This is a genomic window from Nocardia amamiensis, assembly GCF_015477605.1.
GTDB classification, from domain to species: Bacteria; Actinomycetota; Actinomycetes; order Mycobacteriales; family Mycobacteriaceae; genus Nocardia; species Nocardia amamiensis_A.
Genome location: NZ_JADLQX010000023.1, coordinates 56,247 through 78,956, shown reverse-complemented (window position 1 = coordinate 78,956; position 22,710 = coordinate 56,247). Strand labels below are relative to the sequence as shown.

Sequence of the window (22,710 nt, the reverse complement as noted above, 5' to 3'; positions counted from 1 at the left end):
CTTCTCGTGGTGAGTTCTTCGTTGCGGTCTAGTCGGTATCGGGTGGTGTCCGGCGTCCCTGGCGGGTGCCGTTCTCGATGGCACTCATCAGATTGCGTGCCTCGTCGGCGGTTCGCTGCCGCACCGGAGCGATGGCGGGCGTGGCCGTCTCCGTCGGGGACTCGGACTGGCGGCGGCGTCGCGGCAATGCCGGCCTGGGATCCGCGGTGGCCTGGGGATACGTCGCGGCCACCGAGTTCGATTCGCTGCCTTCTCCATGCGCGCCGGTGCTTCGTGCCGGGGCGGACGAGCCCTGTTCGGAGTGCGGGGTGAACCAGGCCGATTGCCGCGCTGCCGGTTGAGGCGTCGCGTCGTCCTGTGCTGTAGTGCCCGTGGACTCGACCGGCTTGCCGTCGAGATCGTCGTGCTCATCGTGGGCTGGGCTCTGCGGCTGCAGGAGTGCGGTGGGGATCAGCACCACCGCCCGGACACCGCCGTATACCGATTCGCCCAACCGCACCGAAACGCCATGTCGGTTGGCCAGCTTCGCGACGACGAACAACCCCAGCCGGGCGTCGCCGGACAGCGACACCACGCTGAAGTCCGGCGAATTCGACAGCAGTTCGTTGCGTGCGGCGAAGTCGGCATCCGACATGCCAAGGCCCTGATCGATGATCTCGATCGCGACGCCGCGCCCGACCACGACGCCGGACACCTCGACCCGTGCCTGCGGGGGTGAGAAGGCGGTCGCGTTGTCCATCAGCTCGGCCATCAGATGGATCAGGTCGGCTACGGCCTTGCTCGACACCTGCGCTTCCGGCATTCGACCGGTCTGGATCCGGGCGTAATCGAGGCTTTCCGCGACCGCACCGCGGACCAGCTCCAGCAGCGGAACCGGCTTGCGCCAACGACGGCCCGGTTGCTCGCCGCCGAGAATGATGAGGTTCTCCGCATTGCGCCTGGCCCGGGTGGCCAGGTGGTCCAGCTGGAACAGCAGCTCCAGCTGGTCGGCGTTCTCCTCCTTGCGTTCGGCCTCGTCGAGCAGTGTGAGCTGCCGATGCACCACGACCTGGCTGCGATGGGCGATATTGAGGAACACCGCGTTGACGCCCGCGCGCGTCTTCGCCTCCGCGACCGCCGCGGCCACGGCGGCGACATGGGCCCGGTTGAAGGCGTCGGCCACCTGGCCGAGTTCGTCGGTACCGAAATCCAGACGCGACGTCTCGTCCGTCGAATCGACGTTCTCGCCCGCACCGAGTCGGCGCATCAGATCGGGCAGCTGGTTGTCCGCCAATTCCAGAGTGTCGCGGCGCAATTGGCGCATGCGCCCGATGAAGCGGTTGGCCAGGATCAATGCCGCCAGGAAGGCGAGGGTCGCGATCAACAGCACCGCCGCGCCGCCGAGCAGGGACTGTTGCGCGGTCCGCTCGCCTTGGTCCCGTGCGATGTCGTGCGCGTCGCGGCTCTGGTCCTCCCAGAGCTTCAGCAGGGCCGACACCACCTGGCCGGATGCCTCCTGCCAGGCCGCGACGCTCATGGGCAGCGGGGCGGTTTTGGACGTGGAGCGCGGGTCCTGGGACCGTCCGGTGCTCTCGCTCGGACGGGTGGACTCGTCGGCGGTGGTGTCGTTCGCCGACACCGGGCCGCGCAGCATCACCGCGTCCTGCATCGCGATCACGTTCTGGTAAGCCGGTCCCGCGGTGATCGCGTTGAGCTGAGCGAGCCGGGTGCCCTTCAGCACCCGCCCGGAAAAGGCGACCTCGCTGCGGAATTCGCCCACCAGACGGTTGAATTCGGTGAGCTGCGCTGGAGTGTGTTCGCCCAGGGTCAGCGCTACCGCGCCCGATGTGTCCGCCATCGACAGCGACTCGGCCGCTCGCAGCGGATCGACGCCATAGCCCAGTTCGACGGCCAGGTCGGCCTCCGGCGCGACCCGGGCGGCCAGCATCGACGCGGCGATGATCGTTCCGATGACCTGGCTGAAGAATTCGAACACTTGATTCGGTGCGACCTGCTGCGCGTCGACCCCGCCGCGCAGCGTCGGAACCATGGCGAAGAGCTTGTTGTAACCCTCGATATCGTCGGCGGAACCGTCGGGATTGAGTTTGCGGGCGGCATCACCCTTGGCCATCACCGCCGCCAGCGCCGCGTCCGAGCGTTGCCGCGCCGCGGCAAGCCCTTGTGCGAATTCGGCATCCCCCGCCAAGTACAGCAGCGACAACCGCCGCTCCTCTTGGAACGCTTGCACCATGAGAATGGCCGGTCCCGTGGTGCTGCCGGCCAGCTCCGCCCATTCCTTCGACGCCCGGCTGGAATTCACCAGATAGCCTGCCGCGCCGACGCCGATAGCGAGGAGCGTGACGCTGGAGATGAGCACGATCGCCAACAGCCGCACGCGCACACCGACTCGACCACGGACATTTCGCTGACTCGACTTCGCCAGTCCCACAGCGAATTTGCGCAGCTCGGCCCACTTGCTCACGCGTAATGCCCTACCTCCGACGCGGTTCCGCCCGGCCCGGACGGCACCTCAGCCAATACCCGCGCCAGAGGGTAGCGAAACTATCGCTCCACAACCGCGGATCGTGCACAGTTGAGACAAATAACATCGACCGCGGTCGAGTTCGTCAACCCCGCCATGTTGTCGCTCGTGGCAGGTCGGATGCACGCCCCGGCCTTATGAATGCTCAGTAACATAACCGAGGTCAGTATTTCGCCATCAGGTAGGAGCCGACGATGATCATGGCGCAAGCCGCGACGCGTCGGGCATTGATCCGGCGACGTGGGAACCCCAGCACTCCGAAGTGGTCCATCGCCGCGGCGACGAACATCTGACCGGCGATGATCAAAGCGTTGAACGTGCCGACTCCGACGCTGGAGGCGACCGTGATCATGGCGAAGATCGCCGCGCCACCGGTGAGTCCGCCGAATGGGGCCCACTTGGGCATGGCCGCGAGGTCGGCTCGGGCCGGCCATACCCGGCGACGCGAAACCATCAGGGAGGCGACGAGGATCGCGCCGACGCCGATGAGGGCCACGGCGTAGGAGATCACCCCGCACAGCCACACGTCCTTCAGTGCCAGCTTCAGCGTGTTCTGGCACCCGGCCTCCACCGACCGCAACGCGCCGCCGACCAGCATGAGCGCGAAGATCAGGGTCATCGCCGAGCGCGTCAGCGTGGGACGTTTCTCGGCAGCGGGAGTGGTAGTCGTCGTCATCGGGAGACCCCCTCGGCGTCGGCGGCGGTGAGTAATGCGGGTGGTTGTTCCGGCGAGTCACTGGCCATCAGGTAGACCGCTACCGTGATCAATCCGACCGCGACCAGGCGGGCCGGGGTGATCTCCCTGGTGTGGAACCCCATGAGCCCGAAGTGATCCATCCCCAGCGCGACCACCATCTCGCTCACGATGACCACCGCGTTGAAGGTCGCCACGCCGACGTACTTGGCGACAGCGATCATGCCGACCACCGCCACGCCGCCGATCAAGCCGCCGAACGGCGCCCACCACGGCATGTCCCGCACGTCGTCGAGACTCGGCCACGCCGAAGGCGCGACCACCCTCGACACTGCCAGGAAGATCGAGAAACCAGCTAGCGCAACGGCATACGAGAACACTGCGCACAGCCACACGTTCTGCACGTAGATCTTCTGCGTGTTCTGGAACCCGACCTCGACGGATCGCAGGCCACCGGACACGAGAATGAAGAGGAATACCAGCCCGAGACCGATGAAGGCCATGACCCGTCCTTCTGTTCAGGAAGCAGAAGCCACGAACTCGGCGGCGGGCGCCTCGGTCCTGTCGGCCGGCGGCACCTCACCGTTCGTGACGCACATAACGTATCGTTGTGCAACGGCACGGTCAATAGTGGCGTATCGCAAGCGATTGCGGTCCCGCCGAACCTCGAGGCTCGGTCCCGACCCAGGCCGCTCGTACGTCCCGTTTCCGCCGTCATCGCCGTAACCGCTTGACTCGGAAGAACTCTCACGCTTCTCGGGTCGACGCAGCCGCAATACCGAGAGCGTGCACCATATGCCTGTCGATGTCCGGACCGTGCTGCCCGTGCGGCTGCACGAGCCCACCGCATGCGGAAGGCCGACCGTGCACTGGAAGAACACCTCCTCGCCGGGCCGTGGACTCGCTCGGCCCAGCGATGGCAGGACGAGGACCGACACGAGAGCCGCTCGCCCGGAGCCGCGGCAGGTCCCCACCGCGGTGACGACATCCCGTCCGGAACGGCCGGATCACGCGGTCCGCTCGTGATCCGAGGAGAACCGGCCGCGCGCGTGCTTCGCCCAACGGCGCAATCCGCCCGGCCGGCGCAGCATCAGGACACCGATAGCGGCGACGGCGATGCCGCGTGGCGCTTCCCACATGAATCCGGACAGCCCCTGGGTGGCCGGAATCGGGAGGAAGAAGCCGACCATGCCGAGCGTCGTGAGCACCGCGATCCAGCGGGGAATCGTGTGGTGGCGCAGCATGCTCGCGCCCAGCAGGCCCATCCCGGCGAGCATGACCAGACCGCCGATCGTGTTGAACAGTGCGAACGCGGTCGAGTCGATCATGTTGTCGTTGTCGGCGATCAGGTGCGCGGTGTCGGGGTGGGACGCGAAGGGGTAGGCGACGAACAACTCGACGGTGAGATGACCGGTCGCGGTGGCGATATTGCCGACGAGGTAGCAGACCGTGCCGACGAATCCGGCCGTGCCGAGTCTCGGCCGCAGCCAGGCGTACATTCCGGGGAGGCCGAGGACCAGCAGGACGGTTCCTACGCCGAGCAGGGCTTGCGCGATCGGCGTGCCCGGGCTGGTGAGCGCTTCGACCGAATGGCCCTTGCCCGCGACAATCGGATGCAATGTGCCGCCCGCGATGCACAGGGGGCCGCCAATGGTCAGCGCGGTACCGCACATCCGCAGTACAGTCTCGCGAGAGGGGCCGCCGACGGTCCGATCCGCGCCGGTGGCCGGGGTTGGCAGGAGTGCTTGCGTGTGTGTCATGAGCCAAGAGTCGACGAGGGCGCTGGTGTGACGCTGGTGCGCGGCCGGTCCGATGACGACCCACCCGCCATCGCGGTGCTCGGGCCGCTGGAGGTGCGTGGTCCCGATGGCACCCGCATCACCATTCCGGCGCGCAAGCACGCCGACCTCCTGGTCATCCTCGCGGCCGAGCGCACCACTCGCAGTGCGCAGTATCTCTGCGAACTGCTGTGGCGGGGGAGCCCGCCCGAGAGCGCCCTGGTCACCCTGCAGGGTTACGTGTCCCGGTTGCGCCGGGCGCTGCGGCCGCTCCCCGAATTCCGGATCGAGACGAACCCGAACGGCTACGTACTGCGATGCGGCGGATCGGGCACCGATCTCGACTTGCTCGACGTGCTGTCCAGGGACGCCCGGGCGGCACACGCCGACGGGGACGTCGGACGAACCGTCGATCTGCTCGAACGCGCGTTGCGCCTGTGGCGCGGCGACGCGCTGTCCGATGTCGACGACGTCGCCGAACTCGCTCCCGAACGGGCACGTCTGGCGGAGTTGCGCTCGGAACTCGTCGAATTGTGCGCCGAGGGATTGATCGTGCTCGGCCGCGCCCGGCACGCGGTCACACTGCTCACCGACGAACGCGAGCGGCACCCCCATCGGGAAGGCACGGCACGGCTGCTGGCACTGGCGCTGCGCGACTGCGGACGGATCGCCGAAGCGCTCGACGTTCTCGTTCGGTTGCGGCGTTCGCTACGCGAAGATCTCGGGCTCGATCCCGCGCCCGACACCGTCCGGGTCGAGAACGAAATCCGCCATCCGGCAACGCCGTCGACTGCCGGAGCGATGGGGCGGTCCGGACTCGTCGGACGTGCCGACGTCGCCGCGGTACTCGACCGCGCCCGAAGCCGGTCCCGGCAGGGACTGACCGTCGTGACGGTGCGCGGCGCAGCTGGAATCGGCAAGACGGCCGTCGTCGAGGATACCGTGCGACGCCACGGCGACGTGGCCTTCTTCACCGCGGGCAGCAGCGGGGCAGGCTCCACGGCCCTGGCGACGCTGATGCCGTGGCTGGATCAGGCGGCGCTGTCCGGGCGCGCCGTCCCCGACATCCCGACACCGCGCGCACTCGCGGCGCTGTTCGCGGACGTGGCGCGGGAGACCGGCCGAATGGTCGCGATCATCGATGACGTGCAGTGGGCCGACCCCGATTCGGTGCGGATGATCGCGGCGGCCATGCGGGTGCTGCGCGCCTACCCCATTCTGCTGTTGCTCACGGTCCGGCCCGAACCACTCCCGGCCGACGTGGGCGCCGCCGTGCGGTTGCTCCAGTCCGCGGGAGCCCATGTGGCGGTGGACCTGCCGCCGCTCTCCGACGCGGCGGTGGACGAACTGGTCCGCGCCGATCCTGGTTCGGCCGGTCCTGGCGTGCGCGCCCAGATCATCGAGTTGAGCGGCGGCAGCCCCTTCGTCGCGGTGCAACTGTGCGATCTCGTTCGGGCCGGACGTCCCCTGGACGTCGGCGGCGCCGCGACCGAGATCACGGCAGCGAAGCTGGGCGCCGTTTCACCGTCGGCGCGAGCGCTCGCCGAGGTGCTGGCCGTCATCGGCCCGCACGCTTCGATCGGACTGGCCGCCGCCGCCGACGGCGCCCCACGGTTCGATGACCGGATCAGTGAACTCGTCACCGCGCGGGTCGTCCAAGTCGAAGACGGCACAGTCGCCTTCGGGCACGAGCTCGTGCGCGCCGCCGTGCTCGCCACGATCGGTGCGGTACGGACGGCGCTGTTGCACAAGCGGATCGCGGACGCGCTGGCCGACCTGCGACCCGATGCGCTCACCGCGCAGGCACTGCATCGCAGCGCCGCCGCACTCGATTCGCTGGATTCCACCGCCGCGCACGCCTGTGTCGCCGCGGCGCGGGACGCGCTGCGCCGGGAGGCGGCCACCGAGTGCGCCGAATTCGCCGCGCGCGGGATCCGGCACGCGGATCCCGGCGACGCGGAATTGCTGATCGAGTTGGATTGGCTTGCCGGACAAGCGCACAACCGGCTCGGCCACTACGACTCGGCCGCCGCGTGTTTCGACCGAGCCGGTCGGCGCTGCGGTGAACGCCGCGACCGGTCCGGGCTGGCGCGGACCGCGCTGCTGGCCGCACCGCGTGGCGTAGCCGGCTACTTCTCCGGATACGGCGTGGTGCAAACAGGTTCCTCGGGGCTGCGAGCGCAGACCCTGGCTCATCGCCTCGATCTGGACTCCGACCTGGTCGCCGAGGTGGAAGCGATCGAGGCCGCCGACCGCGCGATTCACGGTCTCGCCGGCGATCTCGACGCCTTGGCCGACGCGCGGGCTCGCAGCGCACCGGGGAGCCGATCGTGGCCGCAGGTACTGCTGGCCGAATTCGTGTGCACCTGGGACCCGGCAACCGTCGCGGATCGGCGCAAGATCTCCGAGGAACTCGAGGAACTCGCGGGCCACGACCGCACGGCGCGGGCGACAGCGGTCCATCTGCGCCGCGTCTGTGCTCTCGAGGCGGGCGATATGCGGCTGGTCCGCCGACTCTCGGCCGAGTTCGCCCGGCTCGCCTCCGCCGGCGGCACCGACCTCGCGGCCACCCAGCTGTGGTGGCAGGTGATGCTCGCCGTGCTGCGTGGCGACTACCGGCGGTCGCGGGCGCTGATGACCCGCTTCGCCGAAGACCTGGGGACGGTCGACGATCAGGCCCGGTTGCTCGCCGAGGCCTCGGTGCTGACGAGCAGTTCGATCGAGCTGTGGCATGGCGGACGCCTCGGCGAGGTACTGAACGAAGCCGAGCGCATGGCCGAGGACTTCGACGAGGACTTCGCGCTCGTGGTTGCGATGGCCGCCGCGGAGATCGGTGACCACGAGCGGGCCATGTCATCGATCGAGTCGATCATCGCCCTGCCGCGGAGGTCGCACGGCCCGCGCGTCGTCGTGCGTGTGCCGCTGCTCGTCGAGGCGCTGCTCGCGGTCGGTCGATGCGCGCCGCGGCATCGCGACCGGGTGGTCGAGCTCACCGCCGAACTCGAACCCCTGACCCAGGGGTGGGGTGAGACGTTGATCGTGCAGTGGCCCGGACTGGTGTGTCTCGGGCCGTCCGGGCTCTACCGCGGCACCGCACGTGGAATCCTCGGTCTCCCAGGCGCGCGCGACGAGGTGCTCGCCGCGCGGGACCGGGCGCGCGCACTCGGCGCGCGGCCGTACGAGTCGCGCGCCGAGGATCGACTGACCCGGTGGCCCTTCACCTGAGCGCGACCATGTTGCGCAGGCCGCCCGCAACTAGGCACGCAGCACAGGCCAGTTCAGCTCCGTGCGCAGATCGCTCGGATCCATCTGCGGGTTCGGCCGGATGAGGTAGACCTCCCACCGGACCGGCCCCGGCGTGAGCCCATGCGTTCCGATCCAGGACCGTAAGCGGTCCCAGGTACCGCTCAATCCGTCGAACGCGCCGACGTGCACGATTCGAGCCACCTTTCCCGCGGGCAGGCGACTGGGGGTGACATCCCGGTCGGGCTGTATGCGCCGATCGACCGGAAACCCGACCTCGACGTCGACCAAGCCGTCGGCCGCCTCCCTGTACAGGCCGAACGCCGGTCCTTGGATCATCGCCTCCTGGACGGCAATAACCTCCGGCAACGTACGGAACGACTTGTCGAAGAAATCACGCAACTCGCCCTCCGCGACTCGGCTGTGAACGACAGCTGTGGGCACCTCTGTGAGGTCGAGCAAGTGAGGATCAGCCGTCGGATCAGCGGCGGTCCGGTCGGTGGTCATGGCTCTCCTTCGATGTCGTCGCGGGGCTCCAACATCTCTGACGGTGGGAACAGCTGAAATTCATCGCCGCCCCGTTGGATTTCCACGCACACGGTGCAACCTCGAGCGGTTCGAGTGTCCCCGGCAGATCTCCGCGCTCGGTTCGAGCAGAAAGCCGTGCGTTTCCGGCGAACCCGCGCCGAGCAGGCGGGTGGAGTCGGCACTCTGCACGCAAGGGCCGGACATGGCGCCCTGATCGGGTACCACCGCCCGGGCAGTGTGCCTTCACCCGGGCTCGTGCTGGTCAGCGGGTTCGCCCTGGGCCCGGCGACATGCGGACGCGGGCGATGGTGAGGACGGTGACGACCAATACCGTCATCAGCTTTACGAGGTTCCAGGCGAGAGGGTCTGTGGTCGGTTCGGCGGCTTGCAGGTTCCTCGGCCGTTGGCGGTTCGGTGGCGGCTCGGCGAGGGGGCGCTCCGCTTGGATCGGAAGTGTCTGCGTGCGGACGGTGGCTGGGACCGGAACGAATTCCGGTGCGGGCGGGCCGAGTTGGAGGGGGCTCATAGGCACCGGCGGCGGCGCGGTGGGAAGCAGGAGCAGGCAGGTCAGCAGCGCGCTGCCGGTGGCGGCGCTACCGACCGCCGCGCTGCCGAGTCCTGATCCGTTCGACCCCGTGCCGATGAGGCTCGACCCGAAAGAGCCGAAGCCGCTGCCGGTGGCCGATCCGAGCAGAAGCAATGCGCTTCCGGCCAGGGCGCTACCGGTACACGCCAGCTGGACGCTGCCGGTATCGAGTTGTAGTGCCTCGGCTGGACTACCTGCCATGCCGTTCGGGTCAGGCGCCGCATCCGCTGTGGGGTGCGTGCCGTCGAGTCCCGTATCGGCGGTGCCGAGAAGACCGGCGCCATCAGGGTCGGCACTGCCGGTGGAGAGATAGCCGGGGCGAACGCCCGCGGCGCTGCCGGAAGGCATACGAACTGGGCCGAGACCCAAAGGCTCACCGTACGACGCGCCCTCGGCATCGGAACCGAAGGCGCTGCCTGATGCCGAGGCGCCGGGGCCGAGGCCCGAAGGACTGCCCGCCGGGTCGGCGCCGACCCCAGGGCCGGCGCTTCCGGTTGCGAGGTCGCCGACGGGTTGCCACGGTGGCGCCTCTGCGGATGCTTCGATCGGCCGGGCCGCGAGTGCGGCAATAGTCAGTGGGAGCATCGCCGCGGCGAATCCCTTTGCGAGTCCTCGTGTTCGAGTTGCGCCTCGATTGCGTCGCATGTGCAGTCGCCTCGTCGTTGTCGAAACTTCGCGGAAAGATCAAGACGTGTGCTGGTAGCGGGACAGAGCGAGTTCGAAGGCGTCTTTCGGGACCAGGTTCCCGCCCGAGAACGGCTGGTCGAGGTTGTAGATCGCCCGGATCACGACACCGACGACGGCGCCGAGCAGCGCGGTCGTCACGACACTGCGTTTGGTGACTTGGACGCCGGAAAGGACCACGCTGAGCAGCAGTAGGACCGTGCTGACCCACATAGCCAGATAGAGGAACCCGGGAACTCGGTAACCGGCGTCCAGGGCACGGTCGGCGCGAGCCTGGGCCACCGCCTCGAGGCTGGTCAGAGCACTTGCGCGCAGACTGTCGGTCTCGGAGTCCGCCGCGTTGACCGACGCCACCGCATCGCGCAGTGTGTCGAGGGTGTCCTGGGTGGATTGGCTGAGCCGGCCTTGGTCGGCCATGACGGACCATTCCTCGGTGATGACCTGTGCGGTGTAATCGCGGACCAGGCCTTGGATTCGCGTGTGGTCGGGATCCGGCATCGCGTGCGCCGCCCAATACGTATCGATGAGTGCCTTTGCTTCGGCAATGGTGTGATTGCGTGCATTGTCGTACTGCTGCCAGGCAATCACCACGATGAACGCGACCACTGCCATGAAGATCGTGTTGATCAAGTTGAGCACCAATGCGCCGACGGTGTCGTCGTCGGTCTGCCGCCATGTCTTCGGATGCAGACAATCCCCGGCCACGAGTACGGATACCGCGACCAGTGCGGTGAGGGCAGGGACGAGGAACTCGATGGCCATGCGGCGACTCCGTTCTCTCTGGATGGATCTCGCGACCGCGGCGTCGGCGAAGTAGCGCGCGGCCTGCAGCACCCCCCGAGATGGCTACCGAGAGGATCTACGATGGTGCTGTCGAGAACTGCGTTCGGTCGGATCTGACGAGTGGTGCACAGAAATTCGGTAGGCGGCATCAGCCTGGCGAACCGGGCGAATTGCCGTACACGGCAGCAAGTTTGAGACGAATCCGATAGTAAACTGCGAATCCGCTTGCGAGTTGGGGAATTTCAGAGATCAGTTCCAACAGAAAATCCGGATGGTAACGACACGCGCACGATCGGACCGTGCCGCATAACATCCTGGGATGAATGGCGAGGTGTCGAGGACGAAGCTGATGTGACGCCGGCCATGCTCATTGGACGGCACATTACGTGGCGCAGGTGGTTGCAAGCGTGTGCAGCCCAGAACGAGTAATGCCGCCGGTGTCAATGTGTGCTGTCCCACAGTCCGGATATTGCTCCTGGGTATTGACCGCTGCGAGTCCGTCCACCATCGTGGCACGAAGTTAACAAGCGCTTAGTAAGCCGCCTGAAAGGTTCGCAGTCATGCCCGAAGCCGTCATCGTCTCCGTCGCCCGGTCGCCGATCGGTCGTGCCGGCAAAGGGTCGCTGAAGGACCTGCGGCCGGACGACCTGGCCGCACAGATCGTGCAGGCCGCGCTGGCGAAGGTGCCCGCTCTCGGTGCGAACGACATCGATGATCTGATGCTCGGTTGCGGCCAGCCCGCCGGTGAGTCGGGCTTCAATCTCGGGCGCGTGGTGGCGATTCTGGCTGGCCTGGACCGGGTGCCCGGCACAACGGTCAACCGGTACTGCTCGTCGAGTCTGCAGACGACCCGGATGGCGCTGCACGCGATCCGCGCCGGAGAGGGCGATGTCTTCATCTCCGCCGGTGTCGAAACCGTGAGCCGCTACGTCAAGGGAAACGCCGACGGCCTGCCCGACACGGAGAACCCGGTGTTCGCGGACGCGGTACGCCGAACCGCGAAATTGGCCGCGGGCGGCGAGATCTGGACCGACCCGCGCACGGAGGATCTGCTGCCCGACATCTACATCGCGATGGGGCAGACCGCCGAGAACGTGGCGCAGCTGTGCGGTGTGACCCGTGCCGAACAGGACGCCTTCGGCGTGCGCAGCCAGAACCTCGCCGAGGCCGCCCTCGCCAACGGGTTCTGGGAGCGTGACATCACTCCGATCACCCTGCCGGACGGCACCGTCGTCTCGACGGACGATGGCCCGCGCCCTGGAGTCACCCTGGAGAAGGTCGCCGGACTGAATCCGGTCTTCCGGCCCGACGGGACAGTGACGGCCGCCAACTGCTGCCCGCTCAACGACGGCGCCGCCGCGGTCGTGATCATGTCCGACACCAAGGCCGCCGAGCTGGGCTTGACGCCGCTGGCCCGGATCGTCGCGACCGGAGTCAGCGCGCTCTCCCCCGAGATCATGGGCCTGGGACCGGTCGAGGCGTCGAAGCAGGCGCTGGCTCGTGCCGGGATGAGCATCGACGACGTCGACCTGGTCGAAATCAATGAAGCCTTCGCCGCGCAGGTAATTCCCTCGGCGCGGGAGCTCCAGGTCGACTTCGACAAACTCAATGTCAACGGCGGCTCGATCGCGGTCGGACACCCGTTCGGCATGACCGGCGCCCGCATCACCAGCACATTGATCAACTCGCTGCAGTTCCACGACAAGCAGATCGGATTGGAAACCATGTGCGTCGGTGGTGGTCAGGGGATGGCAATGGTGCTCGAGCGCCTGTCGTAACCGCAAGAACGCGTTGCAGGCGGTGAGCCGGGGTGACCGTGCAGTTCGAGGGCGCGGACAAACCCCTGTATATGGCCGAGACGGTCGCGGTGTCGGTGCCGTGATCACCGATCAGGAGGATGACAAATGACGACTCCCGACGCGGTTCGCGATGATCTGCGCCGCCGGGTGGAAACCGTACTCGCGGAAAATGATCCGGCCACTACCGATGCCGTGACTTTTCATCGAGCCAGGTTCGACGCGGGTCTGGCCTGGGTTCACTTTCCGATCGGTCTCGGTGGGCTGGCTGTCGACCGGGAACTGCAACCGTTCGTCGACGCCCTGTTCGAGCAGGCCGGATCTCCGGGCAACAAGGCGGAGATCAACAGTATCGGTCTGGGCATGGCCGCGCCGACGATCCTCGCTTATGGCACAGCGGAACAACGGCAGCGCTTCCTGCGTCCGCTGTGGAGCGGGGAGGAGATCTGGTGCCAGCTGTTCAGTGAACCGGGTGCCGGCTCGGACCTGGCCGCGGTCGCCACTCGGGCAGTTCGCGATGGCGACGACTGGATCGTCAACGGGCAGAAGGTGTGGACCTCGGCCGCGCACAAGGCGCAGCTGGCGATCCTGGTAGCGCGCACCGATCCCAGCCGGCCGAAGCACGCGGGCCTGACCTACTTCATCTGCGATATGACCGCCCCCGGTGTCGAGGTCCGGCCGCTGCGGCAGATCACCGGCGAGGCCGAATTCAACGAAGTCTTCCTCACCGACGTGCGCATCCCGGACGCGCACCGCCTGGGCAAGGAAGGGGAGGGCTGGCGAGTCGCGACTACCACACTGAACAACGAGCGCGTCTCGATCGGGGGGCGCGCAGTACCCCGCGAGAGCGGAGTTGTCGGTGTCGCCGCTCGTCTCTGGCGAGAATTCCCGGAAAAGCGCACCCCCGAACTGCACCATCGGTTGTTGCGTTTGTGGGTAGAAGCCGAGGTCTCGCGCCTGGCGGCAACCCGACTGCGCCAGCAGATTGCGGGCGGTCAGCCAGGGCCCGAAACATCCGCGGTCAAACTGTCGTTCGCGCGAGTCAACCAGCAGGTGTCCGGATTGGAAGTCGAACTGCACGGTGAAGACGGCCTGCGATACGACGACTGGACCATGGTGCGCCCCGACCGGGTCGATTTCGCCGGGCGTGGCGCCGGCTACCGCTTTCTGCGGGCCAAAGGCAATTCGATCGAGGGCGGCACCTCGGAGATCCTGCGCAACATCATCGCAGAACGCGTCCTCGGCCTGCCGGGCGAAGCTCGGGTGGACAAGGACATCGCCTGGAAGGACCTGAGCCGATGAGCGACATCCTGCTGCTCGACACCGATGTCGAGGCCTCCTTGCGGAGCGCGGTGCGTGACCTGCTCACCGCGCGCTGTGATCCGGCCGCGGTGGTGCGGGCCTACGAGGGCGATCGGACACTGACCCGCACGCTGTGGAAATCGATCGCCGACGACCTCGGGCTCGCTGGGCTCCTCATCCCCGAGAACCGCGGTGGAGCCGGTGGTACGGCTCGTGATGCCGCCGTCGTCCTCGAGGAGCTCGGGAGCTTCGTCGCGCCGGTTCCGTTTCTGACCAGTAGCGTGATCGCCGCGACCGTCTTGCTCGCCGGGGACTCCGCGCTGGTCGGTCAGCTCGGCGGCGGTGAATGCAGCGCAGCGCTTCTGACGCCGTTCTCCACCGCATCGGTGCATGAGGTTCCGACGCTGACCGCTGATGCTGCCGGCCGGATCTCCGGCCGCGTCACCAGCGTCGTCGGCGCACTCGACGCCGATGTCCTGCTGGCCGCCGTGCAGACCGCGAACGGTACGGAAGTCCACGCGCTCGCGGCCGCAGCGGTTTCGATCGAGCCGGTGGTCTCCCTGGACATGACCCGCCCCTTGGCCGACATCCGTGTCGACTCCGTGCCCGGTCGGATCGTCGTCCCAGCCGAATTCGGTTGGAGTGCACTGCAATCGGGCTTGACGATGGGCGCCGCGCTGCTGGCGTCCGAGCAAGCGGGGCTCGCGGTCCGGTGCCTGGAGTCGACCGTCGAGTATCTGAAGCTGCGCCGCCAGTTCGGTCGGGTGGTCGGCGGATTCCAGGCGCTCAAACACCGCCTCGCCGACCTCTACGTCGAGGTCGAGTCGGCCTCGGCTGCCGCACGGTATGCGGCGGGGACGCTCGCCGCGGCCGACTCCGACAGTGCGATCGCCACCGCCGTCGCCGCTTCGTACTGCAGCGATATCGCGGTGCATGCCGCTGAGGAGGCCATCCAACTGCACGGCGGGATCGGCATGACGTGGGAGCACCCGGCACACCTGTACCTCAAACGCGCCAAGGCCGACCAGATCGGACTGGGAAGTCCCGGCCGCCATCGGGCGGTTCTGGCAGACCTCGTCGGGTTGCCGTTGGGCAGTGATCACACCGCCCGGGAGGAGACCACGTGGCAACCCTGAACGTGTTGCTCAGTAGTGCCGGCACCGGCGGACCAGCGCTCGCTCGCCGAGCCATCCGGTCCAGGTGACCGATACCGCGGACCGCTCGCGCGCGGAGGAAACCCGAGCACGGCTGCTCGACGCAGCCGTGGCCGCCTTCGCTGAACGCGGCTTCCACGGCTCGACAACTCGCGACATCACAGCGATCGCCGGAGTGAGCACCGGAGCCATCTACGTGCACCATCGCTCCAAGGAAGAGTTGCTCTACGAGATCTCGCGTATCGGTCACCTGGACACACTGGCGCGTGTCCGCACTGCCATTGCCTCGGCACAAGATCCCGCCGACCAACTGATGGCGTTGATGCGGGAGTTCGCCATCCATCACGCGCGCGCCCACACCGTGGCGCGGATCATCAACTACGAACTCGCGGCCCTGAGCCGAGAACACCAACAGGAGATCAAGAAGACGCGACACGCGATCGAAGGCGAGGTCCGGGTCTTGATCGAAAAAGGCGTCGCGGCCGGGGCATTCGAGAACTCGAATACCCATATGACCGCGACCGCCTTGCTTTCGCTGGGGATCGATATCACGCGCTGGTACCGCGCCGACGGTTCGTGGTCGCCCGAAGACATCGGTGACTATTACGCCGAGCTGGCCCTCCGAATAGTCGGCGGTCGGAAGTAGATCCGGCGAACACTGACGCGGTCACAACCCGTTCCGGGAGTGCGAATACGTTCCAGTCCACCATGCGCCGCCGCGGCCTGTGCACTGTGGTGCTCGACGTAGGTCTGTCCACGACAGCCCTTGGTCTCGGCTACCTGGGCTTGGAGTGGCAGCGGTCGCTGTCGTCGGTGTCGCTGCGCGGGGCGGGCCGCGACACTGGCATCGTCGACCGCGACCGGCGGCGGGTGCGTCCAACTCGCGGCGGGTTCGTCTGAGGAAGTGGACTCCCATCCACGCCGGGTGTGAGCACACCTTCTTCCGAGAGGAACCCTCTGATGACCATCCACCTGTTCAACCACCTCGTTGACCGCGTCGGGGGTGTGCGATGACCGCCCCGGCCGTCGTGGTCGAGGATCTGCACGTCGCCTACGGCAGAACTTGGGCCCTCGACGGTGTCGATCTGGAAGCTGCTGCGGGCACGACACTCGGGGTGCTCGGCCACAACGGTGCGGGCAAGACGACCCTGATCCGCGCCCTCACCACCCTGGCGCGGCCCACGATCGGCCGTGTGGAGATCGGGGGCCTCGACGTGATCGCCGACGCCAGCGAGGTTCGCCGCCGGATCGGGGTGACCGGTCAATACGCCGGACTCGACGAATTCCTCACCGCCCGTGAGAATTTGGAGCTGATCGGCCGCCTGACTGGGCTACGCCGTACCGCTCGCACACGAGCCGACGCGCTGATCGACCGGCTCGGGCTGCACGAGTACGCCACCCGCCGGGTCGGGGAACTGTCCGGCGGCTCCCGCCGCCGTGTCGATCTGGCGGCCAGCCTCGTCGGTGACCCGTCGGTGCTGTTCCTCGACGAGCCGACCACCGGTCTGGACCCCCTGGCCCGCGCCGGATTGTGGGACGTCGTCGACGAACTCACCGCCGCGGGCACCACCGTCGTGCTGACGACCCAGTACCTCGAGGAAGCCGACCGGCTCGCCGACCACATCGTGGTGTTGAGCCGCGGCCGGGTCGCCGCCCGCGGTACCCCCGCCGAGCTGAAACGGATCGTCGGAGGCAAGGTCTTGCACGCCACCGTCCCCGCCCACCAGATCGCGGATCTGCCGTTCAGCCCGGACACCGACCAGGTCGACGGCACCCGGGTGCGGGTGTCGGTCACCGTCGGCGACGCCTCCACCGCGACCGCACTGGTCGCCGGCCTGCACCGCGGCGGCATCGACGTCACGGACCTGGACGTGACTTCCCCGAGCCTCGACGACGTCTTCACTCACCTCGCCCACACCACTGGAGCCCACCGATGACCACCACCACTACGCCCGCGATCGGGCGTTCCCCGATCGGGAACCAGCTCGCCGCCCTGACCGTCCGGAATCTGCGCACCAGCGCCCGCGTCCCGCAGCTTCTGATGTTCTCACTGACCATGCCGATGGCGATGCTCGTGCTGTTCAGCCAAGTGTTCCGCAGCGTCGCCGCCGGACCCGGCTTCCCGGCCGGGGTCAGCTACATCGACTTCCTGACCCCGGCCATGCTCGCGGTCTCCACGGTGATGGCGGGCACCAACGCCGGAGTCTCGGCCGCGATCGATCACACCAACGGCCTGCACGACCGCTTCGCGGCCCTGCCGATGCGGCCGACGTTGCCCGGGGTGGCTCGCACCATCAACGAGGCCGTGTTCACCCTCGCCCGAGCCGCGCTGCTCGGAATCGCAGCTGTGCTACTGGGTTTCGACTTCCACGGCACCGCTGTCGATGCTGTCGCCGCGGTCGTGGTCCTGGTGGTGCTGGCCGGGGCGATGAGCGCCCTGTTCGGGCTGATCGGGGACCGGCTACGCCGCCCGGACGTGGTCCAGTTCGCCGGAATGATGGTGATGATGCCGCTGATGTTCGTCTCGAGTGCGTTCGCACCGATCGAGACCATGCCCGGCTGGATGCAGGCCATGGCCACGGTGAATCCGGTCGCGCACGCCACCGACGCCCTGCGGGGACACGTGCTCGGCACCGCCACCGCCGCGGACACCGCCACTGCCCTGGTCGCCGCGATCGGACTGTGGAGTGCGGTCACCAGCATCCCTGTCCTCACCCGGCTGGTTCGGTCGAGACGCGCCCGCTGAACCGACGACGCACTCGCTCCGTCCTTTCCCTGCGGCAGGGAAAGGACGGAGCAAGTTTTGTGTGTACGCGCTGTTTGCCCAGAACCGAGCACACCGATGGCCTCTACCCCGCGAGGGGAGAGGCGCAGTCGGTGTGCTGCTTCAGCGGATACGCCCGCTGTGGGCGTCGACGGCGCTCATGCGGCGGCGTCGAGCAGATGCAGTTCCTCCGCCACGATCAGATCGACCTCTTCCTCGGTCAGATCCGACAACAGATGTGTGGTCAGCATCGCTCTCTCACCTCCTCACCGCGCCTATTGATGCATCGAATCGGAGAACCCGACATCGACTTCGACACCCATACAGACGTGACACTCCTGATTGGGACGCACGGATGCGTCCGATCGCGGTCAGCGCCGTCCGTAACGGTGATGACAAACCGAGGCTCGCGATCGTGGCGGCGGGCGAGGATGCTGGAGACGGAGAGGAGGCAGGATCATGAGCGAGACAGCGGCCACTACCGCGACCACACCACAGCGGGAAGATGGTGATCTCGAGCAGCTGTGGCGCCGCTTCTCCAACGACCTGCGGGCCTTCATCGCCCGCCGGGTCTCGCGCCCGGAAGACGCCGAGGACATCCTGTCGATCGTGTTCCTGCGGATGGCCAAAAGCCTGGACAATCTGCGCCAGCAGGACCGGCTGCTGGGCTGGATGTATGCCATCACCCGCAACGCGATCACCGACTACTACCGGTCAGCGCCCCACCGCCGCGAACTACCCGTCGACGCCGTCCCGGACAACCCCTCCGCAGGCGACGGTGAACCCGACACCGACGAGGCGGCGGAGAAAGAACTCGCCTCCTGCCTGGTGCCGATGCTCTCCGCGTTGCCTGCCGAGCAGGCTGCCGCGGTGAAGATGGTCGACCTCGACGCCCGCACGCACGCCGCTGCCGCCGGCGAGGTGGGTATCTCGGTGTCCGGCATGAAATCCCGCGTCCAACGCGGCCGCGCCGCCCTCCAGGCTCAATTACACGCCTGCTGCCGGATCAGCCAAGACCGCACCGGCCACGTGCACGACTACCAACCCCGCGAGGGAGCCTGCGGCGGCGCAGCCAGCAGCGACGGAGGCTGCGGCTGTGGTGCCACTTCACCGCCGGACCAGTAGACCGGCACCCCCCGCTCCGGGAACGGCCGCCGGTCATCCGCACGTCACCACGACCAGACAAAGATGCGGTGCGAGCCGCTCGAGGCTCGCACCGCACCGCGCCGGGCGAGGGCTACTGGCAGCCGCACCCGCCGACTGCTGTCGCCGCCGGACCGCAACACGTCGCCTTTTCGCTGGGATCGCAGCACGCGGTCTGCCGTTCAGTGCTGCAACACATGGGCGCCGCAGACTGCGGCGGTGCACCGGTCCGATGTGCCGCCGGGGACTCGAACTCATTCGGGTTGGTCATGGTGACTCCTTGATCCGTGGAAATGGGCACCAGGACAGACGGAGGAGAACAGGAAAGGACGCACCCGGGCCGCCGTGAGAGCACGTGGGCAGGACAATCGCGACATCGGTCGAAGATTCGGCCGGGTACTGCGAGCGCCGACGCCTCTGGAGCCGGCGCGGCCGCCGAGCGCTCGCGGCCCTGCCGGCTGGGCAACAACCAGCTGGGTGCCACTGTGGGGAGAATGGGGGTGAATCGGTCGGACGGAGACACGCCGATGACCACATCCATCATCGACCGCGGCGATATTTCCGCTGAACTGCAGCGTGCGCGGCGCACACTGCATTACTTGGTCGCATCCGCTGACCAGGGGGCGCTCGGGCGCAGATCGGACGGCACGCGGTGGACCAACGAGCAGCTGCTGTTCCATATGGTGTTCGGGTTCATGGTCGTGCGCAGACTGCTGCCGTTGATGCGGCTATTCGGGCATCTGCCACCGGGTCGGGCGGGCTTTTGTCCGAGTACTGGATGTGGGGACTATGCCGTTCCACGTGATCAACTATGTGGGGTCCTGCGGGGCGGCGCTGGTGTACAACCGACGCCGGATGACGGACAAGTGCGACCGGGTGATCGCCGCACTGCAACGCACGCTCGCCACCGAACCGGAAGCCGACTTCGGCTTGTCGATGCCCTTCCCGACCCGATGGGACCCGCTGTTCACAGACAGGATGACTCTCGAAGACCTCTACCGGTACCCAGTGCGGCACTTCGATTTCCACGCCCGGCAACTCACCCTCGACGCCGCCCCGCCGGGTGGATAGAACTCACGGCATCTACCGAACCGTCTATCGCCGATGACATCCATCCCGCGTTCCGCAGGGCGGCACGCCGGCTGGAACGGACGCACAGCCACCCATGTGCCTGCCGGTCGCCTGGACCACGACCTACCGGATGCTCTGCACCACGGTCGCAGTACCGGCCTGTCCCCGCGGCTGAACTCCGATACCGTTTACTTAGATCGGCGGCGTCGCTATTCTCCATGCTGTGCCGCGTGCGGGATGGGTGAAGCCGCAGGATGACCAGCGGTTGTCCGATCACATCGCATTGGCCGCGTTGACCAGGGTTTTTGCGCCCGAGGTTGTCGATGACGTGCTGGTCGAGCATGGACGGGTCGAACGCCGGAATCGGTTGCTGCCTGCACGGTTGGTGGTCTACTACGTGCTCGCGCTGGCGTTGTTCGCGTCCTGCTCGTACGAGGAGGTGATGCGGAAGCTCGTGTCCGGGCTGCAGTGGGCGTACGGATGGCCTCTCGAGCGGACGATCCCGACCAAGGCAGCGCTGTTCCAGGCCCGTAGGCGCCTGGGCTCTGTGCCGCTGCGCGCGTTGTACGAAAAGGTGGCCGTGCCACTGTCCGATCCCCGGGTTCCGGGAAGTTCCTACCGGTCCTGGCGGCTGATGGGCATCCACGGATCGACCATGGATGTAGCTGCCAGCGGCGCGAATGTGGAGCACTTCGGCCGGCCGCCGTCTTCTCGGGCTGGCCGGGGCGGAGTGTTACCTCAGGTGCGGGTCCTCGGGCTGGTCGAGTGCGGTTCACACGCGATCGTCGACGCCGCGCTCGGGACCTGCGAGCATCGCGAGCAGGCACTGACCGAATCGGTGGTGCGATCGCTGCGCCCGGGAATGTTGCTGCTCGCGGACCGCGCCTTCTTCAGCTACCGCCTGTGGGACCTGTGCCGATCCTCCGGTGCCGACCTGTTGTGGCGAATGCCGTCCGATTCCGTGCTTCGCGTCGAAAAACGTTATGAGGATGGATCTTTCGCTTCTCGGGTAGATCCCGGGACGAGCGCGCGCCACGACGACACCGAGGCGATCGCTGTGCGCGTCGTCGAGTTCGTCCGCATCGCGTCCGGTGCCGACGCGGACCACGACGCGGAGCGAATCGACCGGCTGCTGACCACCATCACCGATCCCGAGGCGGCGCCTGCGGACGAGCTGGCCCTGTTGTATTCACAGCGAGGGGATATCGAATTCCCCTTCGACGGGCTCGAGACTCACCGACGCGGCCGCGGTGTGGTGTTGAGGTCGAAGACGCCCGCCGGAGTGATTCAAGAGGTCTACGGCCACCTGTGCGTGCACTACGCGGTCCGCAGCTTGATGTGTCCTGGGAGCCGATCACTTCCTTAAGTAAACGATGACGTCGATGATGCTAGTTGCGAAACCGTGTGCGCCGTGTCACAGTTCCTCCGCCAAATCGTTACCGGTCGGTAACTGTGAGTTCTGTTGCAGGAGTTTTGTATGGTCAAGGACGTTCGCGCGCGGATCGCTGCTGCGTTCGCCACGGCAATCACGACGGGCCTTGGCCTCGTTGCGGCCGCCCCGGCCCAGGCCGCACCGGCCCTTACCCCCTATGTCGCCATGGGCGACAGCTATAGCGCGGGAGCGGGCATCCTCCCGCCGGATCCCACAGTCACCCCGGCTTGCTCGCGCACCACCCGTAACTACCCCAACCTTATTGCCGACGCCCTCGGCATCGAGTCGTTCACCGACGTCAGCTGTTCGGGCGCCAAGACCGAGGACTTCTACGGGAGCCAGTGGCCGAGCCTCATCCCCCAGCTCGACGCCGTCACGAAGGACACCAAGCTAGTCACCCTGACCATCGGCGGCAACAACAACGACACCCTGATCAAGGTGATCTCCTCCTGCATCAGCGCAGGGACCGGAACTGCCGGCCAGGGCAACCCCTGCGAGACCATTTACGGCGACCAGTTCACCAACGACATCCTGAACAAGACCTACCCCGCGGTGAAGAAGGCGCTCACGGACATCCATGCCAAGGCGCCGTCCGCGAAGGTTGCCATTCTGGCGTACCCCCAGGTCATGCCCGAGGACAACAGCAACTGCTTCCTGACGATGCCGATCGCCGAGGGCGACGTTCCCTACATCAACAACATCCAGGACACCCTCAACGGCGTCGTCAAGCGCGCCGCGGACGAGACGGGTACCACCTTCGTCGGCATGCAGAGCTCCATCGGCCACGACGTTTGCAAACCCATCGGCATCCGCTGGGTCGAGCCGGCTGTGTGGGGTGTGAACTTCGTGCCGATCCATCCGAACGCGCTGGGCATGGAAAAAATGGCCGGACTGGCATTGGCCGCGATCGGCGGCTGACACCCGATACTGAGCGGGCGGTTCCTGACCATCGGGCCGAAAGGCCGGTCGGGAAACCGCTTGCTTCGGCTGAGCGTGCCCACTGTGCGTCGCCGATTCAGGCACTGGGTGAATGTAGGCGTCTTCGGATCACCTGCACGCGGTGGCTCTATTTCACACTGAGCTTCCGGGAAATACTTTCGGAAAGCGCTATTTTCACTTTGGGACAACTCCGCCCTTCGCAAGAGATGAAGCCCCCAACCCGCCGGGGCGATTCAGCAGCCCGGAATGATCTGATCCTCGAGAGGTTGTTTGCTCCGAGGTGGCGGTGGGG

Annotated in this window: 18 protein-coding genes and 1 pseudogene; 12 read left to right on the top strand and 7 right to left on the bottom strand. The window is 67.2% G+C overall.

Going from position 1 to position 22,710, the window contains the following annotated elements; all coding sequences use genetic code 11:
* Positions 1-28: 28 nt before the first annotated feature.
* From IU459_RS26685 to IU459_RS26670, 4 genes are all read right to left on the bottom strand, one after another.
* Positions 29-2,461 carry a sensor histidine kinase gene (locus IU459_RS26685; RefSeq protein WP_195132328.1) on the bottom strand — a complete coding sequence of 811 codons (2,433 nt, stop codon included), beginning with the start codon at positions 2,459-2,461 and terminating at the stop codon, positions 29-31.
* Positions 2,462-2,684: 223 nt separating this feature from the next.
* Positions 2,685-3,197: a DMT family transporter gene (locus IU459_RS26680; protein WP_195132327.1), complete on the bottom strand. Its 513-nt coding sequence runs from the start codon at positions 3,195-3,197 to the stop codon at positions 2,685-2,687.
* Positions 3,194-3,718, bottom strand: a complete 525-nt coding sequence (locus IU459_RS26675; protein ID WP_195132326.1) for a DMT family transporter — start codon at positions 3,716-3,718, stop codon at positions 3,194-3,196. The genes IU459_RS26680 and IU459_RS26675 overlap by 4 nt, the downstream gene beginning before the upstream one ends.
* A gap of 504 nt (positions 3,719-4,222) precedes the next feature.
* Positions 4,223-4,975, bottom strand: coding sequence for a hypothetical protein (locus tag IU459_RS26670; RefSeq protein ID WP_195132325.1), 753 nt, complete (start codon positions 4,973-4,975; stop codon positions 4,223-4,225).
* A gap of 27 nt (positions 4,976-5,002) precedes the next feature.
* On the opposite strand from IU459_RS26670, the gene IU459_RS26665 reads away from it, so the two are divergent.
* On the top strand, positions 5,003-8,218 hold the full coding sequence (locus IU459_RS26665) for a BTAD domain-containing putative transcriptional regulator (protein WP_195132324.1): 3,216 nt from the start codon (positions 5,003-5,005) through the stop codon (positions 8,216-8,218).
* 30 nt (positions 8,219-8,248) lie between these two features.
* On the opposite strand, the gene IU459_RS26660 is transcribed toward IU459_RS26665, so the two are convergent.
* The 3 genes from IU459_RS26660 to IU459_RS26650 all read right to left on the bottom strand — a co-directional run bounded on the left by IU459_RS26660 (position 8,249) and on the right by IU459_RS26650 (position 10,796).
* Positions 8,249-8,743 (bottom strand): GyrI-like domain-containing protein, encoded by a 495-nt coding sequence (locus IU459_RS26660; protein WP_195132323.1) that lies wholly within the window; start codon positions 8,741-8,743, stop codon positions 8,249-8,251.
* A 283-nt stretch (positions 8,744-9,026) separates the two neighbouring features.
* Entirely contained in the window at positions 9,027-9,935 is a 909-nt protein-coding gene (locus IU459_RS26655) for a hypothetical protein (RefSeq protein WP_195132322.1), read from the bottom strand.
* 99 nt (positions 9,936-10,034) lie between these two features.
* Complete coding sequence (locus IU459_RS26650) at positions 10,035-10,796, bottom strand: bestrophin-like domain (protein WP_195132321.1); 762 nt, start codon at positions 10,794-10,796, stop codon at positions 10,035-10,037.
* A 581-nt stretch (positions 10,797-11,377) separates the two neighbouring features.
* On the opposite strand from IU459_RS26650, the gene IU459_RS26645 reads away from it, so the two are divergent.
* The 11 genes and pseudogenes from IU459_RS26645 (at position 11,378) to IU459_RS26595 (ending at position 22,397) form a co-directional block, all read left to right on the top strand.
* Positions 11,378-12,595 carry an acetyl-CoA C-acetyltransferase gene (locus IU459_RS26645; protein ID WP_195132320.1) on the top strand — a complete coding sequence of 406 codons (1,218 nt, stop codon included), beginning with the start codon at positions 11,378-11,380 and terminating at the stop codon, positions 12,593-12,595.
* Between the two features lie 126 nt (positions 12,596-12,721).
* Positions 12,722-13,915, top strand: coding sequence for an acyl-CoA dehydrogenase family protein (locus tag IU459_RS26640; protein ID WP_195132319.1), 1,194 nt, complete (start codon positions 12,722-12,724; stop codon positions 13,913-13,915).
* Entirely contained in the window at positions 13,912-15,051 is a 1,140-nt protein-coding gene (locus IU459_RS26635; RefSeq protein WP_195132318.1) for an acyl-CoA dehydrogenase family protein, read from the top strand. Before IU459_RS26640 ends, IU459_RS26635 begins: the two co-directional genes overlap by 4 nt.
* A 64-nt stretch (positions 15,052-15,115) precedes the next feature.
* On the top strand, positions 15,116-15,715 hold the full coding sequence (locus IU459_RS26630; RefSeq protein ID WP_195132317.1) for a TetR family transcriptional regulator: 600 nt from the start codon (positions 15,116-15,118) through the stop codon (positions 15,713-15,715).
* 62 nt (positions 15,716-15,777) lie between these two features.
* Positions 15,778-15,969, top strand: coding sequence for a hypothetical protein (locus tag IU459_RS26625; protein ID WP_228838564.1), 192 nt, complete (start codon positions 15,778-15,780; stop codon positions 15,967-15,969).
* 110 nt (positions 15,970-16,079) lie between these two features.
* Positions 16,080-17,006 carry an ABC transporter ATP-binding protein gene (locus IU459_RS26620; RefSeq protein ID WP_195132316.1) on the top strand — a complete coding sequence of 309 codons (927 nt, stop codon included), beginning with the start codon at positions 16,080-16,082 and terminating at the stop codon, positions 17,004-17,006.
* Positions 17,003-17,815, top strand: coding sequence for an ABC transporter permease (locus IU459_RS26615; protein WP_195132315.1), 813 nt, complete (start codon positions 17,003-17,005; stop codon positions 17,813-17,815). The genes IU459_RS26620 and IU459_RS26615 overlap by 4 nt, the downstream gene beginning before the upstream one ends.
* Positions 17,816-18,292: 477 nt before the next feature.
* Complete coding sequence (locus tag IU459_RS26610) at positions 18,293-18,958, top strand: sigma-70 family RNA polymerase sigma factor (protein WP_195132314.1); 666 nt, start codon at positions 18,293-18,295, stop codon at positions 18,956-18,958.
* Positions 18,959-19,503: 545 nt separating this feature from the next.
* Positions 19,504-20,047: pseudogene (locus IU459_RS26605) on the top strand (DinB family protein).
* 223 nt (positions 20,048-20,270) lie between these two features.
* Positions 20,271-21,413 carry an IS4 family transposase gene (locus tag IU459_RS26600; protein WP_195132313.1) on the top strand — a complete coding sequence of 381 codons (1,143 nt, stop codon included), beginning with the start codon at positions 20,271-20,273 and terminating at the stop codon, positions 21,411-21,413.
* A gap of 111 nt (positions 21,414-21,524) precedes the next feature.
* The gene (locus IU459_RS26595; protein WP_195132312.1) at positions 21,525-22,397 is read left to right on the top strand and encodes an SGNH/GDSL hydrolase family protein; all 873 of its coding nucleotides are present in this window, start codon (positions 21,525-21,527) and stop codon (positions 22,395-22,397) included.
* Positions 22,398-22,710 lie beyond the last annotated feature (313 nt).

Bases quoted from the DNA above. Each gene is read 5' to 3' on its own strand.
- IU459_RS26680 (WP_195132327.1), bottom strand. From the start codon at position 3,197: ATGACGACGACTACCACTCCCGCTGCCGAGAAACGTCCCACGCTGACG.
- IU459_RS26675 (WP_195132326.1), bottom strand. From the start codon at position 3,718: ATGGCCTTCATCGGTCTCGGGCTGGTATTCCTCTTCATTCTCGTGTCC.
- IU459_RS26670 (WP_195132325.1), bottom strand. From the start codon at position 4,975: ATGACACACACGCAAGCACTCCTGCCAACCCCGGCCACCGGCGCGGAT.
- IU459_RS26660 (WP_195132323.1), bottom strand. From the start codon at position 8,743: ATGACCACCGACCGGACCGCCGCTGATCCGACGGCTGATCCTCACTTG.
- IU459_RS26655 (WP_195132322.1), bottom strand. From the start codon at position 9,935: ATGCTCCCACTGACTATTGCCGCACTCGCGGCCCGGCCGATCGAAGCA.
- IU459_RS26650 (WP_195132321.1), bottom strand. From the start codon at position 10,796: ATGGCCATCGAGTTCCTCGTCCCTGCCCTCACCGCACTGGTCGCGGTA.
- IU459_RS26645 (WP_195132320.1), top strand. From the start codon at position 11,378: ATGCCCGAAGCCGTCATCGTCTCCGTCGCCCGGTCGCCGATCGGTCGT.
- IU459_RS26640 (WP_195132319.1), top strand. From the start codon at position 12,722: ATGACGACTCCCGACGCGGTTCGCGATGATCTGCGCCGCCGGGTGGAA.
- IU459_RS26635 (WP_195132318.1), top strand. From the start codon at position 13,912: ATGAGCGACATCCTGCTGCTCGACACCGATGTCGAGGCCTCCTTGCGG.
- IU459_RS26625 (WP_228838564.1), top strand. From the start codon at position 15,778: ATGCGCCGCCGCGGCCTGTGCACTGTGGTGCTCGACGTAGGTCTGTCC.
- IU459_RS26620 (WP_195132316.1), top strand. From the start codon at position 16,080: ATGACCGCCCCGGCCGTCGTGGTCGAGGATCTGCACGTCGCCTACGGC.
- IU459_RS26615 (WP_195132315.1), top strand. From the start codon at position 17,003: ATGACCACCACCACTACGCCCGCGATCGGGCGTTCCCCGATCGGGAAC.
- IU459_RS26610 (WP_195132314.1), top strand. From the start codon at position 18,293: ATGAGCGAGACAGCGGCCACTACCGCGACCACACCACAGCGGGAAGAT.
- IU459_RS26595 (WP_195132312.1), top strand. From the start codon at position 21,525: ATGGTCAAGGACGTTCGCGCGCGGATCGCTGCTGCGTTCGCCACGGCA.